The 14,318-nt window shown below is 38.7% G+C and carries 11 protein-coding genes, 3 tRNA genes and 1 pseudogene; 7 read left to right on the top strand and 8 right to left on the bottom strand.

Translation table 11 applies throughout. The features are described 5' to 3' along the window. Window positions 1-10: 10 nt before the first annotated feature. Complete coding sequence (locus FO440_RS10690) at window positions 11-457, top strand: hypothetical protein (protein ID WP_144248262.1); 447 nt, start codon at window positions 11-13, stop codon at window positions 455-457. A gap of 6 nt (window positions 458-463) precedes the next feature. Here the strand turns inward: FO440_RS10690 and FO440_RS10685 are convergent. Both FO440_RS10685 and FO440_RS10680 read right to left on the bottom strand, forming a co-directional pair. After that, window positions 464-547, bottom strand: a tRNA-Leu gene (locus FO440_RS10685). Between the two features lie 82 nt (window positions 548-629). Continuing rightward, window positions 630-713: transfer RNA gene (locus tag FO440_RS10680), tRNA-Leu, on the bottom strand. Window positions 714-854: 141 nt separating this feature from the next. On the opposite strand from FO440_RS10680, the gene FO440_RS10675 reads away from it, so the two are divergent. The 5 genes from FO440_RS10675 to FO440_RS25120 all read left to right on the top strand — a co-directional run bounded on the left by FO440_RS10675 (window position 855) and on the right by FO440_RS25120 (window position 3,988). Continuing rightward, window positions 855-1,856, top strand: a complete 1,002-nt coding sequence (locus FO440_RS10675) for a WD40/YVTN/BNR-like repeat-containing protein (RefSeq protein WP_144248261.1) — start codon at window positions 855-857, stop codon at window positions 1,854-1,856. 110 nt (window positions 1,857-1,966) lie between these two features. After that, window positions 1,967-2,039 (top strand) — tRNA-Lys (locus tag FO440_RS10670). Window positions 2,040-2,415: 376 nt separating this feature from the next. Beyond that, window positions 2,416-2,997: a hypothetical protein gene (locus FO440_RS10665; RefSeq protein WP_144248260.1), complete on the top strand. Its 582-nt coding sequence runs from the start codon at window positions 2,416-2,418 to the stop codon at window positions 2,995-2,997. Window positions 2,998-3,080: 83 nt separating this feature from the next. Next, the gene (locus tag FO440_RS10660; protein ID WP_144248259.1) at window positions 3,081-3,377 is read left to right on the top strand and encodes a helix-turn-helix domain-containing protein; all 297 of its coding nucleotides are present in this window, start codon (window positions 3,081-3,083) and stop codon (window positions 3,375-3,377) included. Between the two features lie 437 nt (window positions 3,378-3,814). Continuing rightward, entirely contained in the window at window positions 3,815-3,988 is a 174-nt protein-coding gene (locus FO440_RS25120) for a LytTR family transcriptional regulator DNA-binding domain-containing protein (protein WP_186292642.1), read from the top strand. Between the two features lie 214 nt (window positions 3,989-4,202). Here the strand turns inward: FO440_RS25120 and FO440_RS24980 are convergent, their stop codons facing one another. The 6 genes and pseudogenes from FO440_RS24980 to FO440_RS10635 all read right to left on the bottom strand — a co-directional run bounded on the left by FO440_RS24980 (window position 4,203) and on the right by FO440_RS10635 (window position 12,952). After that, window positions 4,203-4,325, bottom strand: coding sequence for a hypothetical protein (locus FO440_RS24980; RefSeq protein WP_262711486.1), 123 nt, complete (start codon window positions 4,323-4,325; stop codon window positions 4,203-4,205). A 1,244-nt stretch (window positions 4,326-5,569) separates the two neighbouring features. Then, the gene (locus FO440_RS25115; protein WP_394348375.1) at window positions 5,570-6,493 is read right to left on the bottom strand and encodes a SusD/RagB family nutrient-binding outer membrane lipoprotein; all 924 of its coding nucleotides are present in this window, start codon (window positions 6,491-6,493) and stop codon (window positions 5,570-5,572) included. Beyond that, window positions 6,485-7,012: pseudogene (locus FO440_RS25110) on the bottom strand (SusD/RagB family nutrient-binding outer membrane lipoprotein); the annotation flags it as partial. The pseudogene FO440_RS25110 and the gene FO440_RS25115, both read right to left, overlap by 9 nt. A gap of 219 nt (window positions 7,013-7,231) precedes the next feature. Beyond that, on the bottom strand, window positions 7,232-11,002 hold the full coding sequence (locus FO440_RS10645; RefSeq protein WP_144248257.1) for a SusC/RagA family TonB-linked outer membrane protein: 3,771 nt from the start codon (window positions 11,000-11,002) through the stop codon (window positions 7,232-7,234). A 146-nt stretch (window positions 11,003-11,148) separates the two neighbouring features. Then, a complete protein-coding gene (locus FO440_RS10640; RefSeq protein ID WP_144248256.1) occupies window positions 11,149-12,291 on the bottom strand; it encodes a FecR family protein in 1,143 nt (380 codons plus the stop codon). Between the two features lie 88 nt (window positions 12,292-12,379). After that, on the bottom strand, window positions 12,380-12,952 hold the full coding sequence (locus FO440_RS10635; RefSeq protein WP_144248255.1) for an RNA polymerase sigma factor: 573 nt from the start codon (window positions 12,950-12,952) through the stop codon (window positions 12,380-12,382). 602 nt (window positions 12,953-13,554) lie between these two features. Here FO440_RS10635 and FO440_RS10630 point away from each other — a divergent pair. Next, entirely contained in the window at window positions 13,555-13,737 is a 183-nt protein-coding gene (locus tag FO440_RS10630; protein WP_144248254.1) for a hypothetical protein, read from the top strand. Window positions 13,738-14,318: the final 581 nt, after the last annotated feature.

The following is a 14,318-nucleotide window of genomic DNA, read 5'->3' as shown; positions in this document are numbered from 1 at the left end:
ACCTTTAATTATGACCGCAAATAACTACGAAGCGTCTGTTTTATTTAAGCGTAATTACCAGTCGACAGCACATATTGTAATTAACCAGGGCGGTACAAGCTCGGGCAAAACTTACGCTATTGAACAGGTTTTATTTTGCCTGGCCAGCGAAAAAGCCGATCAGGTTATCACTGTGGTTGGCCAGGATATACCTAATCTTAAAGCAGGCGCCCTGCGCGATGCCTTGAATTTGTACAACAGATCAGATCAGCTAAAAACGCTGGTAAAAAATTACAACAAAACAGACCGCATATTTCAATTTCACAATGGATCATTAAAGAGCGACATTCATGATATCAAAACCATTCAGGACAGCCAGTCGCGTGTAAACGAGATTCGCTTAAAGGTATTAGAAAACAATGTCGCCGTATTACAGCAGCAAGTCAACGACATTAAAAACGAAAGAAAAGATAAATAGGATCTGTGCCCGGAACGAGATTCGAACTCGTACATCCTTACGAATGCCACCCCCTCAAGATGGTGCGTCTACCAATTTCGCCACCCGGGCTTTATAACAAGCTAAAAGTCTTAAACCTATATTTTGATCTTTCGATTAAACTATAGACCTAAGACTTTTGATTAAATGGATGTGCCCGAAGAGAGACTCGAACTCTCAAGAGACAATTCTCAACGGCTTCTGAGACCGCAACGTTTACCAATTTCGCCATCCGGGCCTGTAAAGCAGGGTGCAAATATAATTTTTATACGGCTAAAACAAATATTAAAATGCACTTGCTTTACAAAAAATAATCATAAAGATTAACTTAGGGCAATCAGCTTACTTATAGGTTGATCAAAACTTGGATATTTTTAAAATGAGGCATATTATATTGTATTTAACAAGCTTACTTTTATTGTCGGCAAGCGCTATTGCGCAACGCATTGAGCTATTGCAACAAGGCAAGCCAACCAGTATTCGCGGTTTATCTGTTGTTGACAATAATGTTGCCTGGGTAAGTGGCAGTAAAGGCAATATTGCCATCACCACCGATGGCGGCAAAACGTGGGACTGGCAACAGGTTAAAGGATTTGAAAAATCTGATTTCAGGGATATTGAAGCTTTTTCTGATAAAGAGGCTGTAATAATGAGTTCCGGTACCCCGGCATTAATACTTAAAACTGTTGATGGCGGCGCAAACTGGAAAGTCAATTACCGTAATACGGATACCGCTTATTTTTTAGACGCCATGGATTTTATTAACACCAAACATGGTTTTGTTATGGGCGACCCTATCAACAATAAATTTTTATTGATAGAAACGAACGATGGCGGTAACACATGGAATCCATTTGACGGGCCGGATGCTATAAAAAACCAAGCCGCATTTGCGGCAAGTGGCACTTGTCTGGTAACAGATAATAAGCTATTCGCTATCGCGACCGGTGGAAGCGCAGCCGAATTGATAGTAAAAAACACAAAAAGTGTCGGGTGGCTACATCAGCCAGCCCCTGTCATTCATGGCAAGAGTGCACAGGGGGCATTTTCTGTTGCAATAGGCAATAATCATTTAATTGTGGTAGGCGGCGATTATCAAAAGGATAAACAACAAGATTCAACCGCTTGCTATTCGGTAGATAAAGGTTTGACATGGCACATGGCAAATACCTTTCCGGCTGGCTATCAGTCATGTGTAACGTATATCCGCGATAATACTTTCCTATCAACCGGCACATCCGGCACAAATATCACACTTGACGGTGGCAAAAACTACGCTAAAATTGATGTAAGCAGTTACAACGTTTGCCGCAAAGCAAAACACGGAAATTTGGTGTTATTAGCTGGCGACAACGGAAAAATCGGGATTTTTAAATTATAGACAATTGAAAATGAAGCGCTTAAAATTACTTTAAAATAAATTAAAATAAGGCTTGCACACATAGTCAAATACTCCTATATTTGCACCACTTTAATCAGAAACGGTTAAACGATTCCGTAGCTCAGCCGGTAGAGCATAACACTTTTAATGTTGGGGTCCTGGGTTCGAGTCCCAGCGGGATCACGAGAAAAGCCTCTCTAAGCAATTAGAGGGGCTTTTTTGATTTTTGTTGTCGGATTTGTTGTCGGTTAAATATGAAAGTCTCAGATAAGATAAAAGAAGAACTCTTGACCAACAAACGCTGGACTATAATGCGATTATTGTTGGATTTCAAAGTTTATCACTCTCTTTACAAATCATCTTAGAACTATATGATGAAAAATTCGGCATTTCTGAATACCGTTTCATTGAAATAGAATCTTATGAAATTAACCGTTTTTTACATTATATCACATATTTAAACGATACATTTTGGGTTCAAAAGAACAAAGAGATTGACAGTTTTGAGGATTCGTATAAGTTTTGTCTGCAGCTAATCGACGAGCATGTACTCGATAGCTTGTCGATTGGCAACCATAATAAAAGAAAGTTAGAATTTCTGATTGGCAGAAAAAAGGAAATCGAAAAAGAATATTTTGTGATGCCAGCAGCCGATTCCGAAAGAGAATTGCAGAAATTTAACGATCCAATAATTTTAACAAATAAATTTTCATTTCAAGAACTGGCCGGCATATTCTTAGAGTTGTTGAATAAAAATAAAATTAAAACAACATCAGGTAATCTATTACAGGTTTTGTTATTCATTTCAAGTGATGCCAGTGGAAAAGTATTAACAGAAGCAGATTTAATAGAAATTTGTGACAATTATCAAATTACGATAGATTTTAATCAGATACTGAGACTCAGTTTTTCAGAAGGAAAAACGCCCATTTACTTTTCCAATATTTCTATAAATTATGTTCCTACTATATTTTACGAATTAAAAGAGAAAGGAAAAATACAGTGTTCTGATCAAAATTTAATTAGAATTTTAATCGACAATTTCAGAGATAACAAGGGAAATGTTCTAAAAGAAAACACTCTAAAAGATATATTCAATAAGAGCAAGCCAAATGCCCGTTCAAAAAAAGTCCAGTTTTAAAAATAAAAATCCCTAGAAATACCCCTTAGGTATTTTTTTCAATTTCTTTTCTTAATCCCTTTGCGCCATATTAATTCAATTATATGGCAACACAAATTACATTCACCGGCCTAACGACTGAAGAATTTGAATCACTCGTCTCCGCCTGCGTGCTTAAAGCGATTTTGAATAGTTTTAATTCGCTGCCCCCAAAAAATGAGTTGGAAAATTCCATCTTAACTCGCCAGGAAACCGCTAAGTTGCTGAGTATATCTCTTCCCACTCTACACGATTACACCAAACGTGGGTTAATTAAAGCTCACAGGCTTGGATCTAAGGTTCGATATAAACGGGAAGACCTCGAAATAGCTTTAAAGCATATACGAATTTCTATAAAATAGTCCGGAAATGTATTATCTGACTTTAAATGCCAGTAGAATCATCAAAACTTTCTGAATTCTAATAAAGATTCTTAGTCAACAGTAAGGTTTGGGACAATAATAAGCACCCACCCGGTCCATTAAAACACATTTCAAAAATCAAGAATTGCCCCCGCCCTTTTGAGGAGATAACCCAACTGATACAGGTGAAACAACATTAAAATAATTAATGGAAACAAACAGCAACTATCAAGATCCTTTCCCACTACCAAAAGAGCTAACCTAGCAGTGATCATTTGTGCTAAAACGCAATTTTCAAATCTCTTTTTTACTGCTACCAACCTCTTATTGGAATTTCCGTGAGGTTTGACAATACAATTCCGTAGGATGTAGAGCACCGATTAGTGTAATCAAAGTTTAGAAATACTGTTTAAAATGAATATGTTAACCTGATCAAAGTGTTACGGAATTCAGTTTCTATTTTCCCCAAATATGGTGGTCAAGCGTTGCGGGATATCCAACTTATACACCGTTCTTTTATTATCAACATCAATCATATAAAAAAGATACACAAGAATCGTTTGTGGATAGAGAAAACAGAAATTCCAATTGGAAAAACCTACAAAAACTAGATACGTCACAGGTTTAGGTTCATTTAAAATACAGCGAAAAATAGGTAGCCTGTTAGTTTAAAATTATAGCTTTTTTATCCATCAATCGAAGTTTAACAGAGAATGCTAAAAATTATACTTAAAATATGTTGTTTCGTTTTGCCGCTAACAATAACGCAAACTGATACATTAGCAAATAGCCGTAGCTACGACTGCGTATTTTCATTATATTAGCTTATACAAAACCTTTTATCATAATGGCAAATCCTTGGTAAAAACAACTGTTTCCTTGATTACAGCGTTGATTATTGCCAGCTCTAGGCTGCTCTTCCACGGCTTTGTCTTCCGGTTCTTTCATAAGAAGAATTATATTATGAAGGCATCACCATATTCCACACAGCCGGCTGTCATTACTAACTGCCAACTCACTAAAATCAACTTATGCTCCGCCCTTAGCGGCTACCGCATTTCTTAAGGTCTGTTGATCGGCCACGGCAATAAACTGTAAGTGCAGCGCGTCCCACGTACTTAATATCGTTAATCCGTTATTCTTGTAAATGCTTCTCAGGATATTGATATCTCCTTTATACGATTGCTTGCCATTGATGAAAATACAGTATTACCTGCAACGCCATAATGATGCATGCCATTTATTTTGATCTTGCTCGCTCCCTGGTTATATATTGCAAACTTCATTAAGTGGGCAATTTCGACAACGTTTTGAAATTCAGAAAAGGTTCATTACAAGTATAGAGTGATGCTTGGCTTATGCAGCCAGGCATCACTTGATTGGATACTAAGATTTCTCAGTCTTCTTTACTGTTGTTGTATTAGTTGCAGATGTCTTATTCGCTTTGTACCTCATGTTCTTATAAATCTATGGCGTACAAATGAAAGTTGCAAGTCAAAAGACATTTAAGGTGTTCACTGATTTCTTGATGGCATCGACATTTTAAATCAATAACCCCACGGCGAAAACGAAGACCTGCCGATGCTCACCTTTGTGAGTGCACTACTTATGAAAGTAGAAACAATAGATAAAGTAAATTCTTTATGCTTCTGTAAAGTACCAATTTACTATTTTGAAAAATGGGCGACCTCTGTTGCCCGGTAAGTAATGCTGTTTTCGGTCTCAATGTCATCGTAATAACGTACTATAACATTGGATGTCAAAGACCTGATAGTTGCGTTCTCAACATTTGCTGCTGTAGTGACACCGTTAACGGTTTACTTCGGCGTAGTTAGCGTTAGAGTGGAACCATTAATTGAATAAGTGAATCCAACTGGCGATTCACCCGTTTTACCGCCTTGCCCAGTACTGTCACTGTTGAATTGTTCGTATTAGGATGAATTGACGCCTCCAGTGGGATAGGTTTCGGTTAGCTTGTCCCCTACATACATTTTAACTGTATCAGACGTATAACTCCATTTGACAACAATTTTCAACTTTGCTGAATTATCATCTTGTTGCGTGTTTGAGGAATCACTTTTTTGCACGCGGCGAAAGCCCGTATCAATAACGCTGAACAGCAATAATAGAAAAAAGCAGCCCGTTGATTTGGACTGCTTTTAAATGAATTTGTATTATTTTTCGTTAAACAATTATTTTGCTATCCAGATCTTTGTACTTGTAAGATCTGAGCCGCCTGTAGCCGCCTGCCAATTGGCAAAATTATATTGCTTCTCATCACCAGGATAAGAGAAGCGTTGCAGACTGCCGTAATTTTGGGTATAACCTGTCGGGTTAGTTGTATCCTGTGGGGTTGCGTTTCCTGTTCTTCTCATCAATGCCCAAGCTACCCATGGCTGGCGGAAAAGATCTATCCACTCTTGAGCGTATATCAACTTAAGGCCATTAGCATCACTCCAAGCAACTTTCGAATTGGTCTTAACCGCGTTAAGTTCCGCATCGGTTGGCGTGCCTGAAGACGGTTTATTTACCACCCAAACGCTTGACTGAAATGCCATATTTTTCCAGAAGGTAAGTGAAGCTGTAATACCATCGTTATAAGCCGCCGCTGCTGCTGCATTATTTTGAGCAACGCCAGCACCTCTTACATAAGCCTCGGCCTTTAAAAAGTCTGTTTCAGCTGCCGACATAAAGATCTCAGGACAAGGATTCGTTGATCCCCCAATGTTGCCGTCGCGTCCCCAGTAATAGTTATAATCTGAATATAAATTACCTACCTTACCTAACGACCAATCTCCATCTCTTTGAGTATTATAGGGGTCCGGGCTTCCTCCGTCAGCTATTGGAGTAACCGGATTTTGCGGGTAAGGTACCCATTGATTACTTCCATTCACTTCAAAAAATATTTTAGCCCTTAAGTCAAATATTCCGCTGCCATCAGTATTGTTATTATTGCTGAATAAGTTCCATAGGGTGCTTCCCATTCTGGCACGGCTTTCTTGGTTAAAAAATGACCCCCTGCTGCCGTAACCTATGCCGGGAATATTTGCAGTTGAAAGGCCAACAACATCAAGTACAGGGTCTGACAATAAAGGTTTATTTAAAGCATCGGCAATAATAGGCCCCGCATCAGCATTGTCTTTATCATACATAGTAAGCGCGTAACGTAACCGGAGCGAATTAGCAAATTTTATCCATTGAGCGATATCCCCCTTTAAAAGGAATTCGTTCGATCCAAGTGAATACTGGTTTGCATTGGTGTTAAAATGATTAACAGCCCAGGTTAGGTCGCCCAAGCATGACAAATATATAGCTTGTTGCTTATCATAAGGTGCTTTAAGATCGGCTGTTGAACCTGAAAATGCTTTTGCCGCTTTAAAGTATGGCATATCGCCGTAAAGGTTCGATAGCTCTAGGGCCTGGTATGCCCTAAGGGTTCTTACCATTGCTTCGGTGTTAACGTAAGTTGCTGAATCAGCTTCTGCGTGCATTTTGGCAATCATTTGCCCCATACCTACAAGGTTTTGGTAAAAACCGCTCCAGTTAGGCCCGCTGCCGTAAGGATAGTCAGATACCGCATATACGGCGCCTAATTGTGTAATAGGATATAACCATCTTGCACCTGTATTGTCCATCCCTTCGGCATTAGCGTCAAGGTTAGCGCCAATACCAGTGTAAAGTTGTGGAAGCGTGGCCACTGTAGGCCCGGTAAACGGAGTATTTTCCTTAACAAAATTCTTGGTACACGACGCAAAAATTGCAGCAACAATAACCGTAGTGGTCATTATTGCCATCCATTTTTTTATATTATTATACTTTGACATAATAGTATGTTTTAAGTTTTCTTAATTATGTTAAAATCCTGCTTTTACCGAGAAACCGTATGAACGTACGCCCGGTAAGCCACCAAACTGTATGCCCTGCACGTTTCCTGTACCAACTATACTTTCAGGGTTGATCTTGTCAGGTAAAGTGGTGAACAGGTAAAACAGGTCGCGCCCAATCAGAGAGACGGCCAAGGTTTGGAAAACCTTGCTTTTCTGTATAAACTCTTTTGGAAGTGTATAAGTGATAGATACCTCACGCAATTTCCCCCATGAATCATTAAATACAGAGTTTGAACGTGGCATTGGAGCGCCAACAGTGGTCCATGACTGGTATTCGCCAGCATATTTCCACCACGCGTTCACAACACTTGTATTTTGCACATATTTGCCCGACGAGTTTAATGTAACACCTGGCATAATTACGCCAACATTAGCTTTTGTACCATCAGGATAAGTATAAGGTAAACCGTTACCATCTCTTTCATAAACAGTTTCAGGAAGCATACCCTGGCCCATCATGGTAGCATAATCGCCAGACCAGATTTGACCGCCAAGTTTAAAGTCAGTTAAAACATATAAACTGAAGTTTTTGTAACGGAAAGTTTGCGAGATACCACCTGTCAATTTTGGCGTAGCGTTGCCTATTTTAACAACATCTGTTGTAGTAGCGTATTGCGAACCTATTACAGGGCCGTTTCCGGTATTTATGCCATCAGCGTATATCAGGTTAACAATTTTTTGCCCGTTCTCATATTTATAATCAGTGCCATAAATGTCACCATAATTATCACCAGGTTTAACCATCATTGAAACACCATTGGCACCAAACCATGAACCTATTTGCAGTGCATCAATGCCCGGCTGTAACGATACGACCTTATTTTGATTATGTGCAGCGTTCAAGGTTATATCCCACGAAAAATTATCCGATTTCATTACTTTTCCGCTCACGGTTAACTCAATACCACGGTTACGTAAAGCGCCTGTATTTATCAAAGTATTTGAAATACCTGCCGAAGAGGCAACGGGGATATTTATGATCTGGTGATCTGAATAGGTATTATAATATGTAAAGTTCACGTTTAAACGGTCATTAAACAAACCCAGGTCTGGCCCGATCTCAAACGACCTTGAACGTTGAGGTTCAATGTTGGTAGGATATGTAGTTGGCGTATTTGCACCAGTGGTAAAACCAGGAGTGCCATTTGGACTGTAAATAAGGCTGTTTTGATAAGGCAGGTAAGCATTAGCGCTTTCTGCTTCGCTTATCCTTAATTTACCATAGCTTAGCCAATCTTTTACCGAACCTATATCAAAAGCATCAGTAAACACAAAGCTCAAACTTGCAGAAGGGTAAAAATAACTCCAATTGGTAGGACGAATTGTTGACGACCAGTCGTTAGTGCCTGACAGATCTAAATACAGGTAGTTTTTGTACGAAAGGTTAAGCAAACCGTATACCGAATTTATTTCTTGTACGTACCTGCTCTCAGTACCATTAAGGGCAGTTGCAGTGTTGCCGCCATAATTACCCAGATTAAACAAAAATGGATAGTTAAAAGGCCCCGGGTTATTTTGTGCTATATCATATACATTGTTATAATAATGCCTTGCACCCAGTGATAAGCTGGCATTAATGTCATGCACTATTTTATCCTTATGAAAAACTAAACGACCGTCCAGGTTATTTGTAGATGACCTTGCCAAGTCATAACCATATGAACCCTGCAAACCTGCTGCATCAGTAGGATAATTTTGAGTAATAAACTCGGTAGTATAGTAATCCAACCCAAGGTTACCTACTGCCGTTAACCACGGCGTAATTTCCGCATTGAGCGAGATAGAACCTACAAACTGGTTTTGAGTAATATTGGTATTATCATTAAAAGTATTCCACCAATAATATTGCTGCCCATACTCAAATGGTGATTTGCCTAATATAGGATTTCGCGACCCGTCAGGTAATGTAGTCAGGCCTCTCTCAATAGGTTTGTAATCGGCCGGTAAATTGTAAACCGTCATGTAACCTACGCCAATATTACCCCCGCCGCCATTTTCGCCATATAAATTCGGTGGATTTAATTTATTCAAATTAATATAACTGGCGGTAGCATCAATTTTTACTTTAGGGCTTACGTTAATAGATGAACCTATATTAAAAGTGTTTGTGGCGTTATTACTGTTATAGGTTATGCCATCATTTGTGCTTCTTGTATATGACACACGCAGCGTACCCAATTCGCCGCCACCTGAAACTGATATATTATGAGTTTGGGTGTTTCCTTTTTTATAAAAGCTCTTAAAGATATTTGAATTACCGGTGTATGGCCTGGTCGTGCCATCCCACCATACCAGTGGCTGGCCTTCCATTTTTGGCCCCCATGAGGCTCCATCACCGGGAAAACCGATGTAATTATAAAAAGGTCCGCCTGCCGCGCTGGTAACTCCGGGGCTTACATAAGCACCGGGTATATTACCCAGTGGGCCGTATGGGTCACCACCGATTTGCTCTTGCCTGTTATTGCCATCGGCATCTTTATAAAAGGACGGATTTGCCGAATAAAGATCCTCGGTCATGCCGTTCCCATATTCATCTTGTGTTTTAATATAACGATATGGATCATTAACACGATAAGTGTAGCCGTAATCAACACCAAATCCCTTCTTTCTTGCACCTTTTTTTGTAACTATCAATATAACACCGTTTGCACCGCGTGCACCGTACAAAGCCGCCGCTGTAGGCCCTTTTAACACGTTAATGCTCTCTACGTCGTCCGGATTCAGGCTATTTAAAAATGATCCATTATCTACCGGTGGTTGTGAAACATCAACCCCTCCGCTACTTAGCGTTAAAGCATCCTGGGCTGATTTCACTATGCCACTTCTCATTACAGGTTCGTTATCAATTATAACGTTATCAACAACTATTAATGCCTGGTTATTTCCGGCAAGGTTACTATTACCTCTGATCACTATACGGGTAGATGCGCCTTCAACACCATTTGGTTGCGAAATATTCAGACCTGCTACCTTACCCATTAAGCCTGTGGCGACATTTGGCGGATTTACTTTATCCATATCAGCCCCGGAAACAGTTTGCGCCGAATAACCTAATGATTTTTTTTCGCGTTTAATACCTAATGCGGTAACCACCACATCCTGTAAGGCACTGGCAGCTTCTTCAAGGCTGACGTTAATATTTGTATTGTCGCCAACCGGTACTTCCTTTGCAGTGTAACCAATGTGGGTAAATACAAGGACAGCGCTTTTATCAGGTACAGTTATTTGAAAGTTACCATTATCATCAGTTAAAGTTCCCTTTTGTGTTCCTTTTACTTTTATGGTAACAGCGCTAAGTGGCGCGTTATTACCATTTGTAACTTTGCCTTTTATAGTAATCGGATCGGCATATTGTATCTTAGTATTTACAGCTTCAGTAGCCTTTGGCTTTAATACAATCGTTTTTTGAACAATGGTATAGGTGATCGGCCTGTTCTTGAAGCAAGCCTCCAACGCGTCTTCAACTGACGAATTTTTGATCTCCAGAGATATTTTGGGTGACTGCTTGATCAGGTTTGTATTATACCAAAAAGTATAACCGCTTTGTTTTTCAATTTCACTAAGAACTTTTTCAAGCGACGCGCTTTTGGCACTCAACGTTATATTTTGGCCAAAGGTGGCTGCGCCGAGATTCATGCATGTAACAATGATCAATAAGATGGTTAGCTTCATAACCAATAGGGGTTTTTTAAGCCGCTGGTAGTTATACCTTAACGGATAAATAGTAGAAAATTCCATACATTTGTTTGGTTTTGGGTTAAACAATGGTTAGCAAAATGTCATTAATTTTCCCAGCCTTTATGCCGGAAGTGCTGCAACACTTTCCGGTTTTTTTTTGCCGGTAAAGCCAACTGGCCCTGCTGGTTGACTTATATCTTTATCAGCTATGCTCCTACTATGATTTTCCTCCCTTCTATAGTAAAGTTTATTCCGCTTAGCTCAAGTATTTTGAGTACCTGAGTTACATTTACATTCCGCGATATTTTTCCGTGATAGGTATAGTTGGGTATTGAGCCTTTAAATACAACATCTATATCATACCAACGCTCAATTTGGTGCATAATAGTTTGTATGTCACCCTCGTTAAACTGAAACATTCCGTTTTTCCAGGCGACTACTTCATCAGTATCCAGATCTTTATTAACAAGCAACTGGCTGCCGGATAAAATGGCCTGTTGCCCCGGGCTTATTGTAACACTACCTGCTACAGATTTTATTTTAACACTGCCTTCTAACAAAGTTGTTTTAACACCCGCCTCATCCTCGTAAGAATTGATGTCGAAATGCGTACCCAATACCTGCACGGTCTGGGTTGCTGTTTTAACATTAAATGGTTTAGCCTTATTTTTTGCGACCTCGAAATAGGCCTCACCGGTAAGTTCCACGCTCCTGTCCCTGCCATTAAATACTGTTGGAAACTTTAATGACGAGGCTGCGTTTAACCAAACCCTGGTGCCATCGGCCAGTACTAATTGATATTGGCCTCCCTTTGGCGTGGTAATGGTGTTGTAATTTATACGCTCGGAAGTATTTCCGGTTCTTTGATAAGATAAAATGCTGTCATTTTTAACAACAACAGAACCCGACTGGGTAGCCAGGAAGCCATTCTTACTATCATTTAAAGTAAGCTTTGATCCGTTAGAAAGTGTTAATATTGCCTTATTACCGCCAGGATGGATGTCATAAGCAGTAGTTATGTGTTCAGGAGCTTGCTGCCCGTTTTGCCTGCTTTTGATAAATAATACTGCCGACAAAGCAAAAATAATAACGGAGGCAGCACGTACATAAGACTTTTTATAAAAAGGCACAACCGGTTTTTGCCTGGCTGTAATACGCCTTTGGATACCTTTTTCAAGACACTCTTCCAGATCGGCAATTTCCTGCTGGGTTAGCTGGTCGGTAGCATTTTCTTCTTCTGAAAAAAGCGCATAGTATTGTTCAAGTAATTGAATTTCGGCAGGTGATGCTGTGCCGTTTAGGTACTTTTTTCGTAATTCAAGAAATTCTTTTTTCAGTTGGGCTGACATAATTTAAGATTATATTATTACAGTGTATAAAACACTTGCAATATCCCATCCCAGAAAAAATATTTTTTATAACAGGTTTAAAACCCCTTTAAAGAATGATAAAAAGTGATAGCAACAGCAGCAATTTACTTAATGTCGACCGTAAGCTGTGTAATGATGTAGTGAATTGGTTTTGTACCGTTTTTTGTGAAATATTTAAAAACTCGCTAATCTCTTTTGTAGACTTGTCTTCTATAAACTTCAACCTGAAAACTTCCCTGCGTTTTATTGGCTGCAAACTCATCCATTGACTAATGCAATCTTTAAGATCATTTAATTCATATAAAGAATCACACGCAACTGTCACATCGGCAATATTATCCAAAGGCTTTTCAAAATAAGGTTGCTTATTATTTTTTTTGTAAACCAAATAGACCTGGTACCGGGTAGCAGTAATAAGGTAAGCGCCCAGGTTTTCAATGTCCCGGTCAAATCTTTTCAACCAAAGATCAGAAAAAACATCCTGCACAAGATCTTCAGACAAATCGGTATCCCTTAACCTTTTATACGATTCGTTATATACCTTTTTCCAGAATCGCCGGTATATTTCATTAAATGCGCCTTCGTCGCCTTTTTTTAAAAGGCCAGTCAATTGAGAATCGCTGAGCACGGTTTGGGGCATTGTTGTCTATATGATTTTCATGTTAAATCTATGTAAAAGTTCTTACTATATTTTCTAAAAAATATTTCTCTAAATTTAAATACTCTTATTTTAAAAAGTTTGATAAATGAAATTAGTTTAAGAAGCGTTTAATGACAGAAATCCAATAGTACAAGATCTGGGGTTAGGTTAGGTTAAATTTATTAATTTTATAAAATGAACGCGTTGATGTAGCACGTGAGATAATTAAGGGCGATAACTGGCAATTAAATCAATGTCGGTCAGAGTACCATCATCCGGAGAAACAATTAATAATATTAGATCACGAAGAACAGAAATACATCTGTCAAACCACTTGTCTTTATCAGATAATTGAGCAACTGGCAATAGCGTTGTAACATCAGTCTATGATGGAAAATCCGCAAGGTTTGACAATACAATTCCATAGGATTAGAACACCAATTTGTGTCATCAAGGTTAAGAAACATTATTTAATATCAATAAATTAACCTGCTCAAAGTCTTACGGAATTCATTTTTCATTTTCACGGAATATGATGGTCAAGCCTGTTGAATATGCAACTAGATGCTGGATTTGCGCAAAACTGTTTAATAAATATTCTGATGTCATTTGACGACCTGATAGTTACAGAAGTGATTGACGGAAGAAGCTTGACAACAAAAGAAAAAGGTTATTTATGTATTACTCGAATTCTAAAATTGGGAACATCTGACCGCAAAACAAAAATGAATGAAAAAACCTTTGTACGAGTCATTAATTACGAAATTTGGCGAACAACAGTTTAAAACGTCAATACGTAAGTTAGTAAAAGAAAAAGGCCTAATATTAATCAGTTGTTAATTTGATCAACCCATAAAAGTTGAATCAAATGTAGAGTATTGCTTAGTAGTCACAGATATTCAATCAACGAATTGCTCTTAATTTCCAGCTTTCTCATTAAAATACTTCGAGGCCCGAAAATGCTGGGGCATGGTCATGCTGACTTTAAATCACTTACTGCATCCACAGCAAAAAACAGAAGGTATGGCAATGTTTATGCATGTTGATATCAATGTCTAACCCGATCCTGAAAGGCCGTTACGAAATAGCATTGGTAAAAAGTCTTGAAAATAAATTCGTTACTGCCTGACTTATGTAGTTTTTGGCTATGATTAAATAGTCGGCCAATATATTTTATGTGATTTAAATCAAACGTCGAAGCGCTGGCACTGCCGTTACTTTGTGGTACAAAAAAACAAAGAGAATATGAAAACAAATCATTTTAAAGAAAACCGCGAGCAATTGATGGTATTGTCCATCCTCATAACATTCTTAATTCCTAAATCTGCAACCGGTGGTAAATACGCCATTTGGGAAGAAACCGTGC

Origin of the sequence: Mucilaginibacter corticis (assembly GCF_007558865.1) — a bacterium.
GTDB classification, from domain to species: Bacteria; Bacteroidota; Bacteroidia; order Sphingobacteriales; family Sphingobacteriaceae; genus Mucilaginibacter; species Mucilaginibacter corticis.
Note: the sequence above shows the minus strand (reverse complement) of the source record. Positions and strands in the feature narration are given on the sequence as shown.

What these genes read in the sequence shown, in the direction of transcription:
- FO440_RS10690 (WP_144248262.1), top strand. Translation starts at nt 11, where the DNA reads ATGACCGCAAATAACTACGAAGCGTCTGTTTTATTTAAGCGTAATTAC.
- FO440_RS10675 (WP_144248261.1), top strand. Translation starts at nt 855, where the DNA reads ATGAGGCATATTATATTGTATTTAACAAGCTTACTTTTATTGTCGGCA.
- FO440_RS10660 (WP_144248259.1), top strand. Translation starts at nt 3,081, where the DNA reads ATGGCAACACAAATTACATTCACCGGCCTAACGACTGAAGAATTTGAA.
- FO440_RS24980 (WP_262711486.1), bottom strand. Translation starts at nt 4,325, where the DNA reads ATGAAAGAACCGGAAGACAAAGCCGTGGAAGAGCAGCCTAGAGCTGGC.
- FO440_RS10645 (WP_144248257.1), bottom strand. Translation starts at nt 11,002, where the DNA reads ATGGAATTTTCTACTATTTATCCGTTAAGGTATAACTACCAGCGGCTT.
- FO440_RS10640 (WP_144248256.1), bottom strand. Translation starts at nt 12,291, where the DNA reads ATGTCAGCCCAACTGAAAAAAGAATTTCTTGAATTACGAAAAAAGTAC.
- FO440_RS10635 (WP_144248255.1), bottom strand. Translation starts at nt 12,952, where the DNA reads ATGCCCCAAACCGTGCTCAGCGATTCTCAATTGACTGGCCTTTTAAAA.
- FO440_RS10630 (WP_144248254.1), top strand. Translation starts at nt 13,555, where the DNA reads ATGTCATTTGACGACCTGATAGTTACAGAAGTGATTGACGGAAGAAGC.